The sequence below is a fragment of the Thermohalobaculum sp. genome (genome assembly GCF_058622915.1).
Map to the genome: position 1 here is coordinate 1 of NZ_JBZSYN010000004.1, position 19,910 is coordinate 19,910.

Genomic DNA, 19,910 nt, shown 5'->3' on the forward strand with positions numbered 1-19,910 from the left:
CATGGCGGCGTCCACCGTCACCTGCTCGCCCGCCCGGTCGGGCGCGGTGAAGCTCAGCTCCTCGAACACCCGCTCCATCACGGTATAGAGCCGGCGCGCGCCGATGTTCTCGACCTCCGCATTCACCTCGGCCGCGATGCGCGCGATGGCCGCCACGCCGGTCTCCTCGAAGCGCACCTCAACCCCCTCGGTGCCCAGAAGCGCCACGTACTGCTTGGTCAGAGCGTTGTCGGTCTCGGTCAGAATCCGCACGAAGTCGCCCTCGGTCAGCGCCCGCAATTCCACCCGGATCGGCAACCGCCCCTGCAACTCCGGCAACAAATCCGAAGGCTTAGCCGCCTGGAAGGCCCCGGACGCGATGAACAGGATGTGGTCGGTGCGCACGGCGCCGTACTTGGTGGCCACCGTGGTGCCCTCGATCAGGGGCAGGAGATCGCGCTGCACGCCCTCGCGGCTGACGCTGCCGGCCCCTTCGCGCTCGGAGCGCGCGGTCACCTTGTCGATCTCGTCGAGGAACACGATGCCGTCCTCCGACGCCGCCTCGAGCGCCTCGCGCTGCACCGCGTCCTCGTCGAGCAGCTTGTCGGCCTCCTCGGCCAGCAGCAGCTCGTGGCTGTCCTTGACCTTCAGCTTGCGCCTCTTGGTGCGGCCGCCGAAGGCCTTGCCCAGCATGTCGCCCAGATTCATCATGCCGAGCTGCCCGCCGCCGCCCGGCAGTTCCATCATCGGCATGGGCGAGGCGGTGTCGGCCAGCTCGAGCTCGATCTCGGTGTCGTCCAACTCGCCCGCGCGCAGGCGCCGGGCGAAGGCATCGCGGGTGGCGGGCGAGGCGTGCTCGCCCACCAGCGCGGTGATCACCCGGTCCTCGGCCGCGGCGTGGGCGGCGGCGCGCACGTCGGCGCGCTTGCGCTCGCGCACCAGCCCCATGGCGACCTCGACCAGGTCGCGCACGATCTGCTCGACATCCCGGCCGACTTACCCGACCTCGGTGATCTTGGTTGCCTCGACCTTGACGAAGGGCGCCCCGGCCAGCCGCGCCAGCCGGCGCGAGATCTCGGTCTTTCCCACCCCGGTGGGCCCGATCATCAGGATGTTCTTGGGAAAGACCTCCTCCCTCAGCCCCGCCTCGAGCTGGCGGCGCCGCCACCGCCCCCTCAGCGCCACGGCAACCGCGCGCTTGGCCTCGCGCTGGCCGATGATGAAGCGGTCGAGCTCGGAGACGATCTCGCGCGGGGTCAGCTCGGTCATGGGTATCCCATCGAGGTTAACATCAGGCATACGGCCAGTAGCGCCACCACCAGGTCGGCCGGGGCTGCGGAATACGCCCCCCCGGCCCCAGAATCCACCCCCGCCTCAGCGCCCGCTCGTGCAGCCAGGGCCAGGCCCCGATCCCGATGGCCCCGATCAGCGGGAACAGCCAGGCCCAGTCGAAGCGCGTCAGCGTGAACCCCAGCGCCGCGCCGACGGCGATCGCGGCGGGCTTGAGCATGGCCATCTGCGCCGCCATCATCACCCCGATCCGGTTCAGCCGGAGCGCCCAGACAGCCGCCGCCGCCCAGGCCAGCGCCAGCGCCGCCAGGTTTAAGGGCCCCGGCGCCAGCGCCAGCCAGCGGCCGACCACCAGCGCCAGGATGCCCGCGCCGATCACGTGCAGCGGGCGCGCCGCCGCCAGCCCGAAATCGTCGCCGTTGAGATCGAGCCAGCGCGCCAGCACCACCGCGCCGGCCGAGAGCGCCAGCACCCCGGCGACCACGCCCGGCGCCTCGAGCATGGCCGCGAGGATGCCGCGCGGGCTGAAGCCCTGCACCTGCGCCAGGTGTGCCGGGTCGGTGCCGTACATGCCGAAGAAAAGCGCGATGATGCTGAACGTGACCACGGGCGAGACCAGCCCGGGCAGGCGGAAGCGCAACAGGAACAGGAGCATCAGCGCCGCCGCCGTGCCCGCGACCACGGCGCCGCGATAGGCCTCGGGCGCGGCGCGCATCTCGGGCGTGATCAGGCTCATGCCCATGCCCATCGACAGCGCTCCGACGATGGCCAGCGCGCTGCCCGGCCAGACCAGCCCGCGCCGGCCCGCGACGACCTCGTCCGCGGCCCAGCACAGCACGCCCGTGGCCAGCAGCCACGGCCCCATGTCGCCGCCCGTCGCCCACAGCAGGAAGCCCACCAGAAACACCCAGGCGAGCACGATCCCGCCCGCCTGCGCGGCCTGCCGGGCCCGGTGCTCCAGCGGGCGCCCCGCCGGGTCGATGCGGGCCGGCCTCATCTGCCGATGACCTCGAGGGTGACGTTGGGGTTGGTATAGACGCAGATCTGGGCGGCGATCTCCAGCGCGCGGCGCGCGATCTCCTCGGCGTCGCGGTCGGTGTCCGCCATCGCCCTGGCCGCGGCCAGCGCATAGTTGCCGCCCGAGCCGATGGCGCAGATGCCGCCCTCGGGCTCGAGTACATCGCCCGCGCCGGTGACCATCAGCAGGCTCGCGCCGTCGGTCACGATCAGCATGGCCTCGAGCCGGCGCAGGTACTTGTCGGTGCGCCAGTCCTTGGCCAGCTCGACGCAGGCGCGCATCAGCTGGCCGGGCGCCGCCTCGAGCTTGTGCTCGAGCCGCTCGACCAGGGTGAAGGCGTCCGCCGTGGCCCCGGCGAAGCCGCAGATCACGTCGTGCCCGCCGGGTGCGATGCGCCGCACCTTGCGCGCATTGGCCTTGACCACCGTCTGGCCTTGGGTCACCTGGCCGTCGCCGGCCACGGCCACCTTGCCGTCCTTCATCACGGCGACGATGGTCGTGCCGTGCCAGCTCGCGCCCCGATCCGTCATGCCCCGGCTCCTCGCTGCTCTCTCCCATATAGCCGGGCGCGCGGGGAAAATCACGGGGTCGCAGATCGCGGGGCTGGCCTCGGGCAGGCGCGCGAAGTATACGGGCGCGACGGCAGCGAAGGGCCCCGGGGAGAGGCGCGAGGCATGCGCAAGGCGAGCGTCAGCCGCAAGACGGCGGAGACAGCGGTCGAGGTCGAGATCGACCTCGACGGCACCGGCAGCTACGACAACGATACCGGCGTCGGCTTCTTCGACCACATGCTCGACCAGCTCGCGCGGCATTCGCTGATCGACCTCAAGGTCAGGGCCCAGGGCGACCAGCACATCGACGACCACCACACGATCGAGGACGTGGGCATCGCGCTGGGCAGGGCGCTGGCGCAGGCGCTGGGCGACAAGCGCGGCATCCGGCGCTACGGCTCGTGCCTCTTGCCGATGGACGACACCGCCGTCGAGGCGGCGCTCGACCTCTCGGGCCGGCCCTACCTGGCTTGGGCCGTCGCCTTCACCGCGCCCAAGATCGGCAGCTTCGACACCGAGCTGGTGCGCGAGTTCTTCACCGCCTTCGCCATGCAGGGCGGCGTCACGCTGCATGTCGAGCTGCGCCGCGGCGTCAACAGCCACCATATCGCCGAGGCCGCCTTCAAGGCCGTGGCCCAGGCGCTGCGCGCGGCCGTCGAGCCCGACCCGCGCAAGGCCGACGAGGTGCCCTCGACCAAGGGCGCGCTCTGAGCCATGCGCATGCGGCTCTACACGCTGCACCAGCGCAAGGGCAGGATCGAGGCGATCTGCGACGGCTTCGACCTCTCGGCCTTCCTGCTGCCGCCCATATGGGCCCTGTGGCGCGGGGCCTGGGCGACGCTCCTGGTGCAGGTGGCGCTGTTCGCCGGGGCATCGCTGTGGGGGGCGCCGGGGGTCGCCGTGATGGGCTTCGGCATCGCGCTCATCCTCGGCTTCGAGGGCGCCGCCGTGCGCCGCGCCGAGTTGCGCCTGCGCGGCTGGCGGCGCGTCGGGCTGGCCGAGGCGCGCTCGGCCGCCGGGGCCGAGGAGCTGTGGCTGACGGGCGAGGCGCTGGCGGACGGCGCCCCATGACCACCGCCATCATCGACTACGGCTCGGGCAACCTGCGCTCGGCCGAGAAGGCGTTCCAGCGCATGAGCGCCGAGACCGGCGGCGCCGTGGTCGTGACCTCCGAGCCCGAGGCGCTGGCGCGCGCCGCGCGCATCGTGCTGCCCGGCGTGGGCGCCTTCGCCGACTGCCGCGCCGGGCTGATGGCGATCCCTGGCCTGTTCGAGGCGATCGCCGAGCGCGTCGCCGCCGGCGCCCCGTTCCTCGGCATCTGCGTCGGCATGCAGCTCATGGCCAGCCGCGGGCTCGAGCACCGCGAGACCCCGGGTTTTGGCTGGATCCCCGGCGACGTGGTGCGGCTGGCGCCGGCCGATCCGGCGCTTAAGGTGCCGCATATGGGCTGGAACGCGCTGACCGTGACCGCCGAGCACCCGGTGCTCGTGGGCATCTCCACCGGCGACCACGCCTATTTCGTGCACTCCTACCACCTGGCGTGCCGCGACCCGGCGCACCGCCTGGCCCATGTGACGCACGGGGAAGAGATCGCCGCGGTGGTCGGGCGCGAAAACATGGTCGGCACCCAGTTCCACCCGGAGAAGAGCCAGGCCACCGGCCTGCGCCTGATCGCCAACTTCCTCGCCTGGCGGCCCTGAGCCGGAGCTCGAGCGCATGATCCTCTACCCCGCCATCGACCTCAAGGACGGCCAGTGCGTGCGGCTCCTGCGCGGCGAGATGGCGGCGGCCACCGTCTATGGCGCCGACCCCGCCGCCCAGGCCCGCGCCTTCGCCGACGCCGGCTGCCGCTGGCTGCACCTCGTCGACCTCAACGGCGCCTTCGTCGGGCGCCCGGTCAACGGCGCGGCGGTCGAGGCGGTCCTGGCCGCGGTCTCCGTCCCGGTGCAGCTCGGCGGCGGCATCCGCGACATGGCCACCGTCGAGGCGTGGCTGGGCAAGGGGATCGCGCGGGTCATCCTGGGCACCGTGGCGGTGCGCGAGCCCGCCCTGGTGCGCGAGGCCGCGCGTCGCTTCCCCGGCCGCATCGCGGTGGGCATCGACGCGCGCGGCGGCCGGGTGGCGGTGGCGGGATGGGCCGAGACCACGGAGATGGACGCCCTCGAGCTTGCCCGCAGCTTCGAGGACGCCGGCGCCGCCGCCCTGATCTACACCGACATCGAGCGCGACGGCGCGCTCGAGGGCCCGAACGTCGAGGCCACCGCGGCCTTGGCCCGCACCGTCTCGATCCCGGTGATCGCCTCGGGCGGCGTCTCCTCGCTTGACGACCTGCGCGCGCTCAAGGCCTGCGGCGCCCGCCTCGACGGTGTCATCTGCGGCCGGGCGCTCTATGATGGGCGGATTGATCTGGCCGAGGCCGTGGCGTTTTTGCGGGAGCGAGCCTGAATGCTCAAGATCCGCGTCATACCCTGCCTCGATGTCCGCGACGGCCGCGTCGTCAAGGGGGTCAACTTCGTCGACCTGCGTGACGCCGGCGACCCCGTGGAGCAGGCGCGCGTCTACGACGCCGCCGGCGCCGACGAGCTGTGCTTCCTCGACATCACGGCGAGCCACGAGGAGCGCGGCACCATCCTCGAGGTCGCGCGCCGCACCGCCGAGCAGTGCTTCATGCCGCTGACCGTGGGTGGCGGCGTGCGCACGCTCGAGGACATCCGCGCCCTCCTGCTCGCCGGCGCCGACAAGGTCTCGATCAACACCGCGGCCGTGAGCGACCCCGACTTCGTCGCCCGCGCCGCCGAGAAGTTCGGCGCCCAGTGCATCGTGGTCGCGATCGACGCCAAGACCACCGCGCCGGGCCGGTTCGAGATCTTCACCCATGGCGGGCGCAAGCCCACCGGCATCGACGCGGTCGACTATGCCCGCGCGGCCGAGGCCCGCGGCGCGGGCGAGATCCTGCTCACCTCGATGGACCGCGACGGCACGCGGGCGGGCTTCGACGTGCCATTGACGCGCACCATCGCCGACGCGGTCGGCATCCCCGTGATCGCCTCGGGCGGGGTGGGCACGCTCGACCACCTGGTCGAGGGGGTGCGCGAGGGCCATGCCTCGGCCGTGCTCGCCGCCTCGATCTTCCATTTCGGCCAGCACACCATCCAGGAGGCCAAGCGGTACATGGCAGATCACGGCATCCCGGTGCGCCTATGAGCGATATCCTGACCCGACTCGCCGCCACCGTCGCCGCGCGCAGGGGCGCCGACCCGGCGGCCTCGCACACCGCGGCGCTGCTGGACAAGGGCGCGGCCAAATGCGCCGAGAAGTTCGGCGAGGAGGCGGTCGAGGCCATCGTCGCCGCGGCGCGGGGCGAGCGCGCCCAGCTCACGCGCGAGGGCGCGGACGTGCTCTACCATTTCCTGGTCATGCTCGAGGCGGCGGGGGTGAGCCTCGACGATGTGCTCGCCGAGCTCGAGCGCCGCGAGGGCACCTCCGGCGTGGCCGAGAAGGCGGCGCGGTCCAGGCCGCGCTAGGGCGGCGCCGGGCCGCACAGGCTCGCGCGGCGTTGACCATGAACCACGTCCATATGAAAAGTGACGTGTTTTCAGTCACTTGGATCTGTGTCCACGTGTGGACAGGGGCGCGGCGGCCTAGGCTTCGCTTTCCGCGGGCACCTCGATGTGCCGGGCGATGAAGCGTCCGGCGCGTGCCACCGTCTCGTCGGCTTCGCGGATCGTGCCCGCGAACAGTGGCCAGGCGTGCGGCATGTCCCGCCACAGCTCCAGCGTCACGTCGCCCCCCGCCGCGCGCAGCCGCTCGGCCATAGCCACGGCGTCGTCGCGCAGGATCTCGGACTTCGACGCCGTGATCATCGCCGGCGGCGGGTTCTCGTAGGTCCCCAGCGCCGGCGAGGCCAGCGGGTCGGCGCTCGGGGCGTCGCCGAGATAGAGGCCCGCCACCTCGGCGAAGCGGCCCATCGGCAGCATCACGTCGCGGCGCGCGTTCTGCTCCAGGCTCGGCCGCGTCATGGTCAGGTCGGTCCAGGGCGAGAAGGCCACGGCGCAGGCGGGCCGCGGCAGCCCTTCGGCCGCGATGCGCAGGATCAGCGCGAAGACCAGCCCGCCGCCCGCCGAGTCGCCGGCCAGCGCGATCCGGTCTGCCCGGTGGCCGGCCTCGAGCAGGTGACGGTAGGCGGTGAGCGCGTCCTCGAGCGCCGCTGGGAACCGGTGCTCGGGCGCCAGCCGGTAGTCGGGCAGCAGCGCCCGGGCATCGGCCGCCCCGGCCAGCCAGGCGCCCAGGTGCCGGTGCGTGCGCGGCGAGCCCGTCAGGTAGGCGCCGCCGTGCAGGTAGAGCACGACGCGGTGCCGGTCTGGGCGGCCGCGGCTGGCCCACAACGCCTCCATGATGTCGCTGTCGTTGCGCCGGATCGTGTCGGGCACGAAGTGCGCGTCCTCGGGCGCGCGGAAGAAGCGTGCGTCGCGCTCGAAGCGCTCGCGCGCCACCGCCGGCCGCTTCACCCAGACCAGACCCGTCTTGACCGTGAGGCGCAGGAAAAGGCTGAGCAGCCGCAGCCGGACCGAGCGGGCCATCAGCTCGCTCCGCGCGCGTCCCGGCGGCGCTCGATCGCCTCCCAGATCATCGCCGCGATGTTGGTGCCGTCGAAGCGCTCGACCTCCTGGATGCCGGTGGGCGAGGTGACGTTGATCTCGGTCAGCCAGCCGCCGATCACGTCGATGCCGGTGAACAGGAGCCCGCGCTCGCGCAGGGTCGGGCCGATCGCCGCGCAGATCTCGCGGTCGCGCGCGCTCAGGGTGTCCTTCACCGCCTTGCCGCCCACATGCATGTTCGAGCGCGTCTCGCCCTCGGCCGGCAGGCGGTTGATGGCGCCCACGGGCTCGCCCTCGACCAGGATCACGCGCTTGTCGCCGCCCTCGATCTCGGGCAGGTATTTCTGCGCGATCAGCGGCTCGCGCGAGATGTTCATGAACAGCTCGTGCAGCGCGTTGAGGTTCGCGTCGGCATGGCCCAGCTTGAAGATGCCGGCGCCGCCGTTGCCGTAGAGCGGCTTGAGGATCATGTCGCCGTGGCGCCGGCGGAAGTCGCGCAGCGCCGGCAGCGAGCGGGCGATCATGGTGGGCGGGATCAGCTCGGGGAAGTCCAGCACCAGCAGCTTCTCCGGGCAGTTCCTGACCCAGAACGGATCGTTCACCACCAGCGTCCCGCGCGGCAGCTTCTCCAGCAGATGCGTGTTGGTGACATAGGCCATGTCGAAGGGCGGGTCCTGGCGCAGCAGCACCACGTCGAAGTCGCTCAGCTCCCGCGTCTCGCGCTCGCCCAGCGTGAAGTGGTTGCCCTGCTCGGCCCGCACCTCGACCGCCCAGCCCGGCGCGGTCAGGCGCCCGCCCTCCCAGGCCAGTTCGGGCGCGTGGTAGTAGAACAGGCCGTGCCCGCGCGCCTGCGCCTCGAGCATCAGGCGGAAGGTGGTGTCGGCGCGAATGTTGACCGACTGGATCGGGTCCATCTGCACGGCAACGTTGAGGCCCATGGTCTCTCCCGGGGCAAGCGACGCTCGACGGGCGCGGCTGCCTCAGCCGGCGGCGGCCACGGTCTCCACCCGGCGCGGATCGTCGATCGTCAGGACGTGGCTGACCACCTTCTTGACGCCGGCGATCTCCCGGGCGTGCTGGACCACACGCTCGAGCTCTCTCTTCGAGCGCGCGAGCCCGGTGAGGTGCACCACCCCGTCGATCGTATCGACATTGTAGTTCACCGAACTCACGTTGCTATCCGTCAACAGCGCCAGCCGCAACGTGTTCGAGATTTGCACGTCGCGCAGATAGGCCATGGTGCCTTCACCCTTGCCGACCTTGAGCGCGTCCTCGACCGAGGTCACACCGTCGGTCTTCCACGCGATCTCGGTCGCGGTCACCCTGTCCTGGCGCGTGGGCACCGTGCCGGTCAGCACCACGCGCCCCTCGGTCACATGCACCGAGACGTCGCGGAAAAGCTGGCCGGAATGGTTCAAGAGCCGGTTGTTGATGCTCAGCACGATGGCGTTGTCGTTCATCACGTCCAGCGTGCTGCGCTCTTCCATGACGGCGCTGCCGACGACTGCGCCGCCACCGATTGCCACGGGGGCACAGCCAGCGAGGACAAGCCCCGCGGCCACGAGGAAGGCTTCGATTTTCATGTTCCTGCTCCGCCTCAGTACTCGTCGAAGGTGCGGGCGTTCTCGATGATCTCGATGCTGCCGTCGGCGCCGACCAGCGCGGCGTCGAAGCGGCAGCCCCGGACCGGGCCCGTCTTGTCGCTCTCGACCAGCATATACCGGGTCGCGGCCAATCCCAAGCGTTGCCATTGCCGCTCGGTGATCGACTCGGCCGCCCTGGCGCGCGAGCGGCGCTTCTTGACCTCGACGAAGACCAGGGTCTCGCCCTGGCGCAGGATCAGGTCGATCTCGCCGGCCTCGCTGCGGTGGCGCCGCGCCAGGATCTGCGCGCCCCGGCGCTAGTAGGCGCGCGCCACCTGCTCCTCGGCGGACAGGCCGCTGCGGTAGCCTTCGCGCCCGCGCCGCGCCCTCATTTCCGGGCCATCGCCAGCGCCCGGGCATAGACCTCGCGCCGCGGCAAGCCCAGCCGCTCGGCCACCTCGCGGGCGGCGTCGCGCACGGACTGCGTGGCCAGGCTTTCCCTGAGGGCCGCCTCCAGCGTCTCGGGCTCGGGCTCGCGCGCCGCGCCCGGCGGGCCGGCCAGCAGCACCACCTCGCCCCTGGGTGCGCCCGCCCCGGCATAGTGCCGGGCGAGCTCGCCGAGGCGGCCCCGGCGCACCTCCTCGAAGCGCTTGGTCAGCTCGCGCGCCACGGCGCCGTCGCGCTCCGCGCCCAGGAGCTCGGCCATGTCCGCCAGCGCCGCCGCCACGCGCCGCGGGCTCTCGTAGAGCACCAGCGTCGCCTTGACCCCCGCCAGCGCCGCCAGCGCCTTGCGCCGGGCGCCGGGCCTGGCCGGCAGGAAGCCGGCGAAGAGGAAGCGGTCGCTCGGCAGCCCGGCCAGGGTCAGCGCGACCACCGCGGCCGCGGGGCCGGGCACCGCGGTCACGGCGACGCCCGCCTCGCGCGCCTCCTGCACCAGCCGATAGCCGGGATCGGCGATCAGCGGCGTGCCGGCGTCCGAGCACAGCGCCACGCTCAGGCCGTCCTTTAGCCAGCCCATGAGCTGCGGCCGGCGCTCCGGCCCGTTGCGGTCGTTGTAGGAGACCACCGGCCGGCCCCGCGCCGCGATCCCGTGCATGCGCATCAGCTTCAGCGTCTCGCGGGTGTCCTCGGCAGCGACAGCGTCCGCCGTATCCAGCACGTCCAGCGCCCTGAGCGTGATGTCGCGGGCGTTGCCGATCGGCGTCGCTACCAGATAAAGGCCGGGTGCCAGCCGTCCGGAGCCTTCGGCACCGCGTTTACTTTGCGCTGCGCCGCTCATAACGTCCGGCATATCACGGCCTCGTTTCGGGGCATGGCTCCCTGTATAGTCGCCGCGCGCCGCCAAGAGAAAGAGGATCACATGCTTCGCCCGCTTCTGTCTGCCCCGGGGGTCGTCCCCGGCCTCGCGCTCGCCGCCGGTCTGGCCCTCGGCCTTGCCTCCTGCGGCCCGGGGCCGAACATGGGACAGCTGCCCGAGACGCCGGCACCGGCGAGGCAGCCCACCGCCTCGGCGCCGGGCGGGCAGGCGATGGTCAACCCGAACGGACCGGTCACCGTGGCGCTGCTCGCGCCGCTGACCGGCCAGGGCAACACCGCCGAGATCGGCAAGGCCATCGTCAATGCGGCGCAGATGGCAGCGACCGACCTGGCCGACCGCTCGCTCAAGCTCAGCGTGCATGACACGCGCGGCACGGCCGAGGGCGCCCGTGCCGCGGCCGAGGCGGCGGTGGGCGAGGGCGCGGCGCTGATCGTCGGGCCGCTGTTCGGCGCCAACACGCCCGTGGTCGGCCAGGTCGCGAGCCGCGCCGGCATCAACGTCATCTCGTTCTCGAACGACAGCGCGGTGGCGGGCGGTCCGGTCTTCGTCTCAGGGTTCCTGCCCGAGGCGGATGCCGCGCGCATCGTCAGCTACGCTGCGGCCCAGGGCGACAACCGGCTCGCCGTCTTCTACCCCGAGACCGCATACGGCCGCGCCGCGCTGCGCGGCGCCCAGCGCACCGCCGGCAGCGCTGGCGCCACCGTGGTCGTGGCCAGCAGCTATCCGCCCTCGTTCCAGGGCATCCAGGACAGTGCCGGCTCGTTCTCGGGCGCGGCGCAGGCGGCCGGGGCCAACGCGCTGCTGCTCCCGGATTCGGGCGAGGGGCTCAGCTCGGCGGCCGCCTTCCTCGACTATGGCGGGCTCGACCCGGCGAAGGTGAAATACCTCGGCCTCGGCCAGTGGAACGGCCCCGCCACGGCGCGCGACGCAACGCTGAGGGGCGGCTGGTTCCCGGCGCCCGACCCCAGCCGGCTCGACACCTTCACCGGCCTCTACTCGACGCGCTATGGCGCCCGGCCGCCGCTGGTCGCGGTGCTCGGCTACGATGCGGTGCAGGCGGCGGGCCAGCTCCTGGTCGACGCGCGCGCGGCCGGCTCGCGCACTCCCTTCGGCCGGGCCGAGATCACCCGCGGCCGGGGATTCCAGGGCGTGCTCGGCCCCTTCGGCTTCGAGCCGGACGGCACCAGCCGGCACGCGCTCGCGGTGCTCGAGGTCGGCGCGAACGGCTTCCGGGTGATCGACCCGGCGCCCACCCGCCTCGACCTCGCGATGTGAGAGCCGCATGGTCGCTACCGTTCAGAAGGCACCCGGCCAGAAGGGGTCCGGCCAGAAGGGGCCCGGCAAGTCCCCTCGGGGCTCGCCCGAGCGGACATTTGCCGGCCTCGCCCACCTGATCGGGCCGGCCGAGATCATTGCCGATCTCGGTGAGCTCATGGCCGCGATCGACGCCATCGCCGCGCGCGCCGCGCCGGACCAGGCCAAGCAGCCGGTCATCGACCTGATCGGCACCGAGCTGAGGCAGGCCCGTGAGAAGGTGCACGCCGCGCTTCTCGCCCACCCCCAGGCAGGCCTGCGCATCGCGCGCAGCTACGCCCACATCGCCGACGTCGTGGTCGCCGCCGTCTATCACTTCTGCGCCCAGCACCTGCACCCCGCCCCGATCCGCACCAAGGGCGAGCAGCTCGCCGTGGTCGGCGTCGGCGGCACTGGCCGGGGCGAGATGGCGCCCTACTCGGACGTGGACCTGCTGTTCCTCACGCCGTGGAAGCAGACGCCGTGGGGCGAGAGCGTGATCGAGAGCATGCTCTACATCCTGTGGGACCTGAAGCTGAAGGTCGGCCAGGCGGTGCGCTCGGTCGAGGAGTGCATGCGCCAAGCCAGCGGCGACATGACCATCCGCACCTCGCTGCTCGAGATGCGCTTCCTGTGCGGCGACCGCGAGCCGCATGCCGAGCTCGAGGCGCGGCTGTGGAAGGAGCTGTTCAGCCGCACCCGGCAGGAGTTCGTCGAGGCCAAGCTGGCCGAGACGGAGGAGCGGCACGCGCGCCACGGCGGCTCGCGCTACCTGCTCGAGCCCAACGTCAAGGAGGGCAAGGGCGGCCTGCGCGACCTGCAGTCGCTGCACTGGATCTCGAAATACATCTACCACACCGAGAACGCCTGGGACCTGGTCGAGATGGGCGTCTTCGAGCACGACGAGGTGCAGCGCTTCGCCGACGCCTCGAAGTTCCTCTGGGCCGTGCGCTGCCACCTGCACGAGCTGGCGGGCCGCGCGCAGGAGGTGCTCACCTTCGACCGCCAGGTCGAGATCGCCCGGCGCATGGGCTTCGCCGACCGCGAGGGTCGCATAGGCGTCGAGCACTTCATGCACGCCTATTTCCGCCATGCCAAGAATGTCGGCGACCTCACCCGCATCTTCTCGGCCGCGCTCGAGACCCAGCACGCCAAGCGCCGGCCGAAGCTGTCGACGCTGTTTCGCAATCTCGGCTTCCACGGCCTGTCGGGCGCCGCCGAGGGGCCCTTCGTGGTGCGCGACGGCCGGCTCAGCGTGCGCGACGACGAAGTCTTCGCCGAGGATCCGGTCAACCTCTTGCGACTGTTCCACGAAGCGGCCCGGCTCGGCGCCCACATCCACCCCGCCGCGCTCAGGCTGGTCACGCAGAGCCTCGACCTGATCGACGACGGCGTTCGCCACGACCCGGACGCCGCGGCGCTGTTCCTCACCATGCTCACCGACCGGGAGAACGGCGAGTGGCTTCTCAGGCGCATGAACGAGACTGGCGTGCTCGGGCGCTACATCCCCGAGTTCGGCCGCGTCGTCTCGATGATGCAGTTCAACATGTACCACCACTACACGGTGGACGAGCACACCATCCAGGCCATCGCCGTGCTCGACCGCATCGAGCGGCTCGAGGAGGACGACGCCCACCCGGTCTCGACCGAGATCGTGCGTGCCGGCAACCTGAACCCGCGCGTGATCTTCATGGCCGCGTTCCTGCACGACCTGGGCAAGGGCGAGCCGCGCGACCATTCCGAGGTCGGCGGCGAGATCGCCGAGGCGGTCTGCCCGCGCCTCGGCCTCGACGAGGCCGAGACCGAAGCGGTCGCCTGGCTGGTGCGCCACCACCTGTTGATGTCCGACGTGGCGCAGAAGCGCGACACCTCGGACCCGCGCACCGTGCGCGACTTCGCCCGCATCGTGCAGAGCCCCGGGCGGCTCAGGCACCTGCTGGTGCTCACCGTGTGCGACATCCGCGCGGTCGGGCCCGGCGTGTGGAACAACTGGAAGGCCCAGCTCCTGCGCCGGCTCTACTGGGACACGCGCGACTTCCTCACCGGCGGCAGCGCCGAGGTCAGCCACGCCGCCCGGGTCGAGGAGGCCCGCGCGGCCCTCGATGCGCGCCTTGCCGACTGGCCGGCCGCGGAGCGCGCGCACGAGCTCGGCCGCCATTACCCGCCCTACTGGCTCGGCCTCGACACCGACACGCACGCGATCTTCGCCGAGCTCGGCCGCGAGACCAAGGCGACCGACCGTTTCTCCTCGCGGTTTTTGCCCGACGACAGCCACGACGCGACCAAGGCCTGCCTCTACATGGCCGACCATCCGGGTATCTTCGCGCGCATGGCCGGGGCCTTCGCCATCGCCGGCGCCAACACGGTGGACGCGCGCACCTATACCAGCGCCGACGGCATGGCCTGCTCGACCTTCTGGATCCAGGACCGCGAGGGCCACCCCTTCGAGGAGTCGCGCCTGCCGCGGCTCAAGCGCACCATCGAGCACATCCTCAAGGGCGAGGTGATCGCCCGCGAGGCGCTCGACCAGCGGCGCCGGGAGAAGCGGCGCGAGCGCTCCTTCACCGTGCCGACCCGCATCGTGTTCGAGAACGACGCCTCCGAGCTGTTCACGGTGATCGAGGTGAACGCGCGCGACCGGCTGGGCCTGCTGCACGTGCTGGCGCGCACGCTGACCCGGCTCAACATCAACATCTTCTCGGCGGTGATCGCGACCTATGGCGAGCACGCGGTCGACGTGTTCTACGTCAAGGACCTGTTCGGCCACAAGATCCGCAACCCGCAGAAGCTCAAGAAGATCGAGCGCAGGCTGATCGAGGTGATCGAGCAGATCGAGCCCGGCGAGACATGACGCCCGCGCCGGTCCGCCTCCTGCGCGGCTTCGCCACCGTCGGCGGCTGGACCATGGCCAGCCGCATCCTCGGCTTCGCCCGCGACATCGCCATCGCCGGCTTCCTCGGTGCCGGGCCGGTGGCCGAGGCGTTCTTCGTCGCCTTCCGGCTGCCCAACATGTTCCGCCGCTTCTTCGCCGAGGGCGCCTTCAACATGGCCTTCATCCCGCTCTTCGCCAAGCGGCTCGAGGGCGAGGGGGCCGAGGAGGCCAAGCTGTTCGCCGAGGAGGCCATGGCGGCCCTGCTCGCCGCGCTCATTGCGCTGACCGTGCTGGCCCAGCTCGCCATGCCCTGGTTCGTGCTGGCGCTGGCCAGCGGCTTCAGCGACAACGGCAAGCTCGACCTCGCCGTGGCCTTCTCGCGCGTGGTCTTCCCCTACATCCTGTTCATCTCGCTGGCCGCGCTGTTCTCGGGCGTGCTCAACGCCTTCGGCCGCTTCGCCGCGGCGGCCGCCGCGCCCGTTCTGCTCAACGTCGTGTTGATCGTCGCCATGGGGCTGGGCGCGCTCGCCGGCTGGCAGATCGGCTGGACCCTGGCCTGGGCCGTGTTCGCGGCCGGCATCGCCCAGCTCGCCCTCGTCGCGCTGGCCGCGCGCCGGCTCGGGGTGAAGCCCAGGCTGCGCCGCCCGCGGCTGACGCCCGGCGTGCGCCGGCTGATCGCGCTGGGCATCCCCGGGGCGCTGGCCGGCGGCGTCATGCAAATCAACCTCGTGGTCGGCACCCAGGTCGCCAGCTATTTCAACCACGCTGTGAGCTGGCTTTGGTATGCCGACCGGCTCTACCAGCTTCCGCTGGGCGTGGTCGGGGTGGCCATCGGCGTGGTGCTTTTGCCCGACCTGTCGCGCCGGGTGCGCGCGGGCGATGCGCCGGGCGCGGCCTACGCGCTCAATCGCGCCACCGAGTTCTGCCTGGTCTTCACGCTGCCGGCCACCATGGCGCTGGTCGCGGTGCCGAACACGCTGACCGCGGGGCTGTTCGAGCGCGGCGCTTTCGACGCCGCCGACACCCGCGCCACCGCCGCGGCCCTGGCCGTCTACGGGCTCGGCCTGCCCAGCTTCGTGCTGCAGAAGGTGCTCCAGCCGGCCTATTTCGCGCGCGAGGACACGCGCACCCCGCTGCGCTTCGCCACCGTCGCCATGCTGGTGAACGTGGCCGTGGCGGTCGGCGGCGCGCCGCTGATCGGCTTCATCGCCGCGCCCGTGGGCACCACCGCGGCCGGCTGGGTCAACCTGGCCCTGCTGTGGCGGGGCGTGCGGCGCATGGGCGCCGGCGTCGCCATCGACCAACGGCTGGCTGCGCGCGCGCCGCGCATCGCTGCCGCCTCGCTGGTCATGGGCGCGCTGGTGCTGGGGCTCGCCGAGCTGCACGCGGCCTACTTCCCGAGCCGCCAGGTCGCGGCGCTGGTGCTCGTGGTCGCGGCGGGCGCCGCCTCCTACATGGTGCTCGCCAGCGCGCTGGGCGCCGTGCGGCTGTCTGATCTGCGCAGCGCCATGGCGCGGGGCGCCTGAGTCTCACAGAATCCGGATTGTCTCACAGAATCCGGATCGCCGAGCCCCTGGGCGGGAAGACATAGGCCAGCAGCCATCCGGCGATCCAGCCGCCCAGATGCGCCTGCCAGGCCAGGAGCCCGCCCATGCCGACCAGCCCGATCGCCAGGATCACGTTCAACAGCACCAGGCCGAGGATCCGGTTCCAGATCACTCTGCGGCTCATGCCCGCGCGCCTCAGCGCCAGCTCCTGCCAGGCGGTGATCATGCCCAGGAACCCGAACAGCGATCCCGACGCGCCCACCAGCGGCCCCTGGCTTTGCGTCATCAGCGCGAACAGCAGCGACCCCGCGATCGCCGTGATCACGAAGGTCACGACGAAGCGCCAGGGCCCGATCGCCCGGATCAGCGCGTTGCCCAGGCCCAGGAACACCGCGCCGTTCAGCAGCAGGTGCAGCCAGCCGGCATGCAGGAAGGCGTAGGTGAGGAAGGACCAGACAAGCTCGGGCGCGACGCCGTGCCCGGCCAGCGCGGCCCGGAACAGCGGGTCCCAGAAGGCGAGGTCGTAATAGATCGGGATGCGCCCCAGCCAGGGCGGCAGCAGCCCGTGCGCCACGGCGGCGAACATGACCTCGAACCCGAGCATGATCCCCGCCATGGCCCACAGTACCGGGTGGGCGCCCTCGCTGGCCTCAATGGAGTTTGTCTCTTGCATCCGCGCCTTCTAGCGGCTCTCCTGCCCGAGCGCCACCGCTTCCCTTGACGCGGACGGAAGGCCGCACCATAGAGGCCGACGACGCTTCAAACCCGCCAACGGATTGACCGGCCCACGAGCGAGGCCCCAGGAGCGAGGCTCCATGAGCGAGGCGACCCCCCACACCCCGCGCGTCTTCTCGGGCGTCCAGCCCTCGGGGCTCCTGACGCTCGGCAACTATCTCGGCGCGCTGCGCCGCTTCGTCGAGCTGCAGGACAGCGGCATGGAGACGATCTACTGTGTCGTCGACATGCACGCCATCACCGTGTGGCAGGAGCCCGAGGCCTTGACCGGGGCCACGCGGCAGGTGACGGCGGCTTTCCTTGCCTGCGGGCTCGACCCGACCCGCTCGATCCTGTTCAACCAGTCGCGCGTCGCGGCCCATGCCCAGCTCGCCTGGGTGTTCAACTGCGTCGTGCGGCTGGGCTGGCTCAACCGCATGACCCAGTTCAAGGACAAGGCCGGCAAGGACCGCGAGGCCGCCTCGGCCGGGCTTTACGTCTATCCCGCGCTGATGGCCGCCGACATCCTGGCCTACAAGGGCACCCACGTGCCCGTGGGCGAGGACCAGAAGCAGCATCTCGAGCTGTCGCGTGACATCGCGGCCAAGTTCAACAACGATTACGAGTGCCCGGATTTCTTCCCGCTGCCCGAGCCGTTGATCGGCGGCCCGGCGATGCGGGTGATGTCCCTGCGCGACGGCACCAGGAAGATGTCGAAGTCCGATCCCTCGGACATGAGCCGGATCAACCTGACCGACGGCGCCGACGCCATCGCGCTCAAGATCCGCAAGGCGCGCACCGACCCCGAGCCGATTCCCGAGTCGCTGGCCGAGCTCGACAAGCGCGCCGAGGCGCGCAACCTCGTCGGCATCTACGCGGCGCTCGCCGACAGCACCGTCGAGGCGGTGCTCAAGGACTTCGCCGGGCAGGGCTTTTCGGTGTTCAAGCCGGCGCTGGCCGAACTCGCGGTCACGCATCTCGCCCCGGTGACCGCGGAGATGAACCGCCTGATGGCGGACCCCGCCGAGATCGACCGCATCCTTGCCGACGGCGCCGACCGGGCGCGTGCTCTGGCCGCGCCGATCATCGCGGAAGTCTATGAAAAAGTCGGATTTCTCGGCGCCAGTGGCTGACCTGTGCGCGTCGCGCTTGCGCCCGCTCGCCGCTGCTGCCATCCTTTCTCCGCCCGTCCACAGCCGAGGAGTGGCGCCTTGCGCAAGTTCCTGATCGTCGTCGACGAGACGCCGGAATGCATGAACGCCATGCGGTTCGCGGCGCGCCGGGCGCAGAAGACCCGTGGCGGCGTCATCATGCTCTACATCATCGAGCCCGAGGAGTTCCAGCACTGGGTCGGCGTCGCCGAGGTGATGCGGGCGGAGGCGCGCGAGAAGGCCGAGGAGCGGCTGATGCACCTGGCCGACGAGATGCGCGAGCTGTGCGGCGTCACGCCCGAGTTCGCCATCCGCGAGGGCAAGAAGGCCGACGAGGTGCTCAAGGCCATCGGCGATGACCACGACATCGGCGTGCTGGTGCTCGGCGCCGGCGAGGGCGAGGGGCCCGGCCCCCTGGTCAGCGCCCTGGTCACGCGGATGGGCCACCGCCTGCCGGTTCCGGTCACCATCGTGCCCGGCGGCATGAGCATGGAGCGCATCGACGAGGTCAGCTGAGGGGCGATCCGGCGCCGCAAAATTCTTATAGGTCTTATATAAGACCTATAAGAATTTTCGCACGCCCGGGAGCCGTCCGCGGAGCAGCCGTGGATTTAGAATCATTCTTGATTTTTTTGCTCGGACTTGCCATTTCTGGGCCAGAGCAACGGAGAGCCGAGATGTTCATCCAGACCGAAGCGACGCCCAACCCCGCGACCCTGAAGTTCCTGCCCGGACGGCCCGTGATGGGCGAGGGCACGGCCGACTTCCCGGCCTCCGAGGGGGCGGAGGTCTCGCCGCTGGCCAAGCGCCTGTTCGAGGTCGAGGGCGTGAAGGCCGTCTTTCTCGGCCCCGATTTCGTCTCGGTGACCAAGACCGAGTCCGAATGGGCGCATATCAAGCCCGCGGTGCTGGGCGCGATCATGGAGCACTTCGCCTCGGGCGAGCCGGTGATCCAGGATGACAGTCACGCCGTCTCGCATGCCGACCACGCCGGCCCTGACTCTGAGATCGTCAACCAGATCAAGGAGTTGCTCGACACACGCGTGCGCCCCGCGGTGGCCCAGGACGGCGGCGACATCACCTTCTACGGCTACGAGAGCGGCGTCGTCTATCTGCACATGCAGGGCGCCTGCTCGGGCTGCCCGTCCTCGACGCTGACGCTCAAGCAGGGCATCGAGAACCTGCTGCGCCACTACATCCCCGAGGTGACCGAGGTGCGCCCGGTCGGGCTCTGAGCCGCCCGGCGCGGCCCCGTGATCCTCGCCATCGACACCGCGGCGAGCCAATGCGCTGTGGCGCTGGCGGGCGCCGTGCCGGTGGCCGAGCGCGTGCCCATGGAGCGCGGCCACGCCGAGGCGCTGTTTCCCATGGTCGACTCGGTGCTGGCGCGGGCCGGGGCAAGGTACTCCGACCTGACGCGGCTGGCCGTATGCACCGGCCCGGGCTCGTTCACCGGCGTGCGCATCGGCATCGCCGCGGCGCGCGGGCTGGCCCTGGCGCTCGATGTGCCTGTCATCGGCATCAGCCGCTTCGAGGCGCTGGCGGCCGAGGCGGGGGGCCGCGTCGCGGTCTGCCTGGCCGGGCGCGGCACGACCGTCTATATCCAGAGCTTCGAGGCCGGGGGTGCGCCGCTCGACATGCCGCACATGAGCACCGCGGAAGCCTTGGCCGCGGCGGTTCCGGCCAGCGTGACGCGATTTGCCGGCGACGCGGCGCCCCGCACGGCCGGCGCATCGGCCCTGCTCGGGGACGGCTTGCCCGACCCGGCCGTGATCGCCCGGCTGGCTGCCGGCCGCGCGGCGGGCGGGCCGCCCAGGCCGTTGTATCTGAGGGGCGCCGATGCGGCCCCGCCGCGCGAGGCGCCGCCGCCGATCCTGGATTGAACCATGGTGCTGGTCAGGGAAGACGGATACCCGGCACGGGACCTCAGGCTCGCCGAGGCGCTCGCGCGCATCCATGCCGTCGCCTTCGCCGACGAGGGCCGGCCCTGGAGCGG

Annotated in this window: 21 protein-coding genes and 1 pseudogene; 13 read left to right on the plus strand and 9 right to left on the minus strand. The window is 71.6% G+C overall.

Annotated elements, in window-relative coordinates:
* From hslU to hslV, 3 genes and pseudogenes are all read right to left on the minus strand, one after another.
* Positions 1-1,248, minus strand: a pseudogene (gene hslU / locus AC32QD_RS00560) (ATP-dependent protease ATPase subunit HslU); the annotation flags it as partial.
* A gap of 22 nt (positions 1,249-1,270) precedes the next feature.
* Positions 1,271-2,266 carry a hypothetical protein gene (locus tag AC32QD_RS00565; protein ID WP_492008527.1) on the minus strand — a complete coding sequence of 332 codons (996 nt, stop codon included), beginning with the start codon at positions 2,264-2,266 and terminating at the stop codon, positions 1,271-1,273.
* Positions 2,263-2,817 carry an ATP-dependent protease subunit HslV gene (gene hslV / locus AC32QD_RS00570; RefSeq protein ID WP_492008528.1) on the minus strand — a complete coding sequence of 185 codons (555 nt, stop codon included), beginning with the start codon at positions 2,815-2,817 and terminating at the stop codon, positions 2,263-2,265. Before hslV ends, AC32QD_RS00565 begins: the two co-directional genes overlap by 4 nt.
* 144 nt (positions 2,818-2,961) lie before the next feature.
* Here hslV and hisB point away from each other — a divergent pair, with 144 nt between their 5' ends.
* From hisB to AC32QD_RS00600, 6 genes are read left to right on the plus strand one after another with little or no spacing between them, the layout of a single operon-like run.
* Entirely contained in the window at positions 2,962-3,549 is a 588-nt protein-coding gene (gene hisB, locus AC32QD_RS00575) for an imidazoleglycerol-phosphate dehydratase HisB (protein WP_492008529.1), read from the plus strand.
* Positions 3,550-3,558: 9 nt separating this feature from the next.
* Positions 3,559-3,909, plus strand: coding sequence for a DUF2628 domain-containing protein (locus tag AC32QD_RS00580; RefSeq protein WP_492008530.1), 351 nt, complete (start codon positions 3,559-3,561; stop codon positions 3,907-3,909).
* A complete protein-coding gene (gene hisH, locus AC32QD_RS00585) occupies positions 3,906-4,538 on the plus strand; it encodes an imidazole glycerol phosphate synthase subunit HisH (protein WP_492008531.1) in 633 nt (210 codons plus the stop codon). Before AC32QD_RS00580 ends, hisH begins: the two co-directional genes overlap by 4 nt.
* Before the next feature lie 16 nt (positions 4,539-4,554).
* The gene (gene hisA / locus AC32QD_RS00590; protein ID WP_492008532.1) at positions 4,555-5,283 is read left to right on the plus strand and encodes a 1-(5-phosphoribosyl)-5-[(5-phosphoribosylamino)methylideneamino]imidazole-4-carboxamide isomerase; all 729 of its coding nucleotides are present in this window, start codon (positions 4,555-4,557) and stop codon (positions 5,281-5,283) included.
* Positions 5,284-6,042, plus strand: coding sequence for an imidazole glycerol phosphate synthase subunit HisF (gene hisF, locus AC32QD_RS00595; RefSeq protein ID WP_492008533.1), 759 nt, complete (start codon positions 5,284-5,286; stop codon positions 6,040-6,042).
* Positions 6,039-6,362 (plus strand): phosphoribosyl-ATP diphosphatase, encoded by a 324-nt coding sequence (locus tag AC32QD_RS00600; RefSeq protein ID WP_492008534.1) that lies wholly within the window; start codon positions 6,039-6,041, stop codon positions 6,360-6,362. The genes hisF and AC32QD_RS00600 overlap by 4 nt, the downstream gene beginning before the upstream one ends.
* A 117-nt stretch (positions 6,363-6,479) precedes the next feature.
* Here AC32QD_RS00600 and AC32QD_RS00605 read toward each other — a convergent pair whose 3' ends face one another.
* The 5 genes from AC32QD_RS00605 to rsmI all read right to left on the minus strand — a co-directional run bounded on the left by AC32QD_RS00605 (position 6,480) and on the right by rsmI (position 10,310).
* Positions 6,480-7,418: an alpha/beta hydrolase gene (locus AC32QD_RS00605; protein ID WP_492008535.1), complete on the minus strand. Its 939-nt coding sequence runs from the start codon at positions 7,416-7,418 to the stop codon at positions 6,480-6,482.
* Positions 7,418-8,374, minus strand: coding sequence for a glutathione synthase (gshB, locus tag AC32QD_RS00610; protein WP_492008536.1), 957 nt, complete (start codon positions 8,372-8,374; stop codon positions 7,418-7,420). The genes AC32QD_RS00605 and gshB overlap by 1 nt, the downstream gene beginning before the upstream one ends.
* 42 nt (positions 8,375-8,416) lie before the next feature.
* The gene (locus AC32QD_RS00615) at positions 8,417-9,019 is read right to left on the minus strand and encodes a BON domain-containing protein (protein WP_492008537.1); all 603 of its coding nucleotides are present in this window, start codon (positions 9,017-9,019) and stop codon (positions 8,417-8,419) included.
* Positions 9,020-9,033: 14 nt separating this feature from the next.
* Positions 9,034-9,321, minus strand: coding sequence for a YraN family protein (locus AC32QD_RS00620; protein WP_492008547.1), 288 nt, complete (start codon positions 9,319-9,321; stop codon positions 9,034-9,036).
* Between the two features lie 86 nt (positions 9,322-9,407).
* Positions 9,408-10,310 (minus strand): 16S rRNA (cytidine(1402)-2'-O)-methyltransferase, encoded by a 903-nt coding sequence (rsmI, locus tag AC32QD_RS00625; protein ID WP_492008538.1) that lies wholly within the window; start codon positions 10,308-10,310, stop codon positions 9,408-9,410.
* 69 nt (positions 10,311-10,379) lie between these two features.
* On the opposite strand from rsmI, the gene AC32QD_RS00630 reads away from it, so the two are divergent.
* The 3 genes from AC32QD_RS00630 to murJ are packed head-to-tail and all read left to right on the plus strand — an operon-like array spanning position 10,380 to position 16,028.
* A complete protein-coding gene (locus AC32QD_RS00630) occupies positions 10,380-11,612 on the plus strand; it encodes a penicillin-binding protein activator (protein WP_492008539.1) in 1,233 nt (410 codons plus the stop codon).
* A gap of 7 nt (positions 11,613-11,619) precedes the next feature.
* Complete coding sequence (locus AC32QD_RS00635) at positions 11,620-14,481, plus strand: [protein-PII] uridylyltransferase (RefSeq protein WP_492008540.1); 2,862 nt, start codon at positions 11,620-11,622, stop codon at positions 14,479-14,481.
* Positions 14,478-16,028, plus strand: coding sequence for a murein biosynthesis integral membrane protein MurJ (gene murJ, locus AC32QD_RS00640; protein WP_492008541.1), 1,551 nt, complete (start codon positions 14,478-14,480; stop codon positions 16,026-16,028). The genes AC32QD_RS00635 and murJ overlap by 4 nt, the downstream gene beginning before the upstream one ends.
* A gap of 22 nt (positions 16,029-16,050) precedes the next feature.
* Here the strand turns inward: murJ and AC32QD_RS00645 are convergent, their stop codons facing one another.
* Positions 16,051-16,722 carry a rhomboid family intramembrane serine protease gene (locus tag AC32QD_RS00645; protein ID WP_492008542.1) on the minus strand — a complete coding sequence of 224 codons (672 nt, stop codon included), beginning with the start codon at positions 16,720-16,722 and terminating at the stop codon, positions 16,051-16,053.
* Positions 16,723-16,864: 142 nt separating this feature from the next.
* Between AC32QD_RS00645 and trpS the strand changes: the two genes are divergently transcribed.
* The 4 genes from trpS (at position 16,865) to tsaB (ending at position 19,797) form a co-directional block, all read left to right on the plus strand.
* A complete protein-coding gene (gene trpS / locus AC32QD_RS00650; RefSeq protein ID WP_492008543.1) occupies positions 16,865-17,896 on the plus strand; it encodes a tryptophan--tRNA ligase in 1,032 nt (343 codons plus the stop codon).
* Positions 17,897-17,974: 78 nt separating this feature from the next.
* Positions 17,975-18,430: a universal stress protein gene (locus AC32QD_RS00655; RefSeq protein WP_492008544.1), complete on the plus strand. Its 456-nt coding sequence runs from the start codon at positions 17,975-17,977 to the stop codon at positions 18,428-18,430.
* A 161-nt stretch (positions 18,431-18,591) separates the two neighbouring features.
* Positions 18,592-19,149 (plus strand): NifU family protein, encoded by a 558-nt coding sequence (locus tag AC32QD_RS00660; protein ID WP_492008545.1) that lies wholly within the window; start codon positions 18,592-18,594, stop codon positions 19,147-19,149.
* An 18-nt stretch (positions 19,150-19,167) separates the two neighbouring features.
* Positions 19,168-19,797, plus strand: a complete 630-nt coding sequence (gene tsaB, locus AC32QD_RS00665; protein WP_492008546.1) for a tRNA (adenosine(37)-N6)-threonylcarbamoyltransferase complex dimerization subunit type 1 TsaB — start codon at positions 19,168-19,170, stop codon at positions 19,795-19,797.
* Positions 19,798-19,910: the final 113 nt, after the last annotated feature.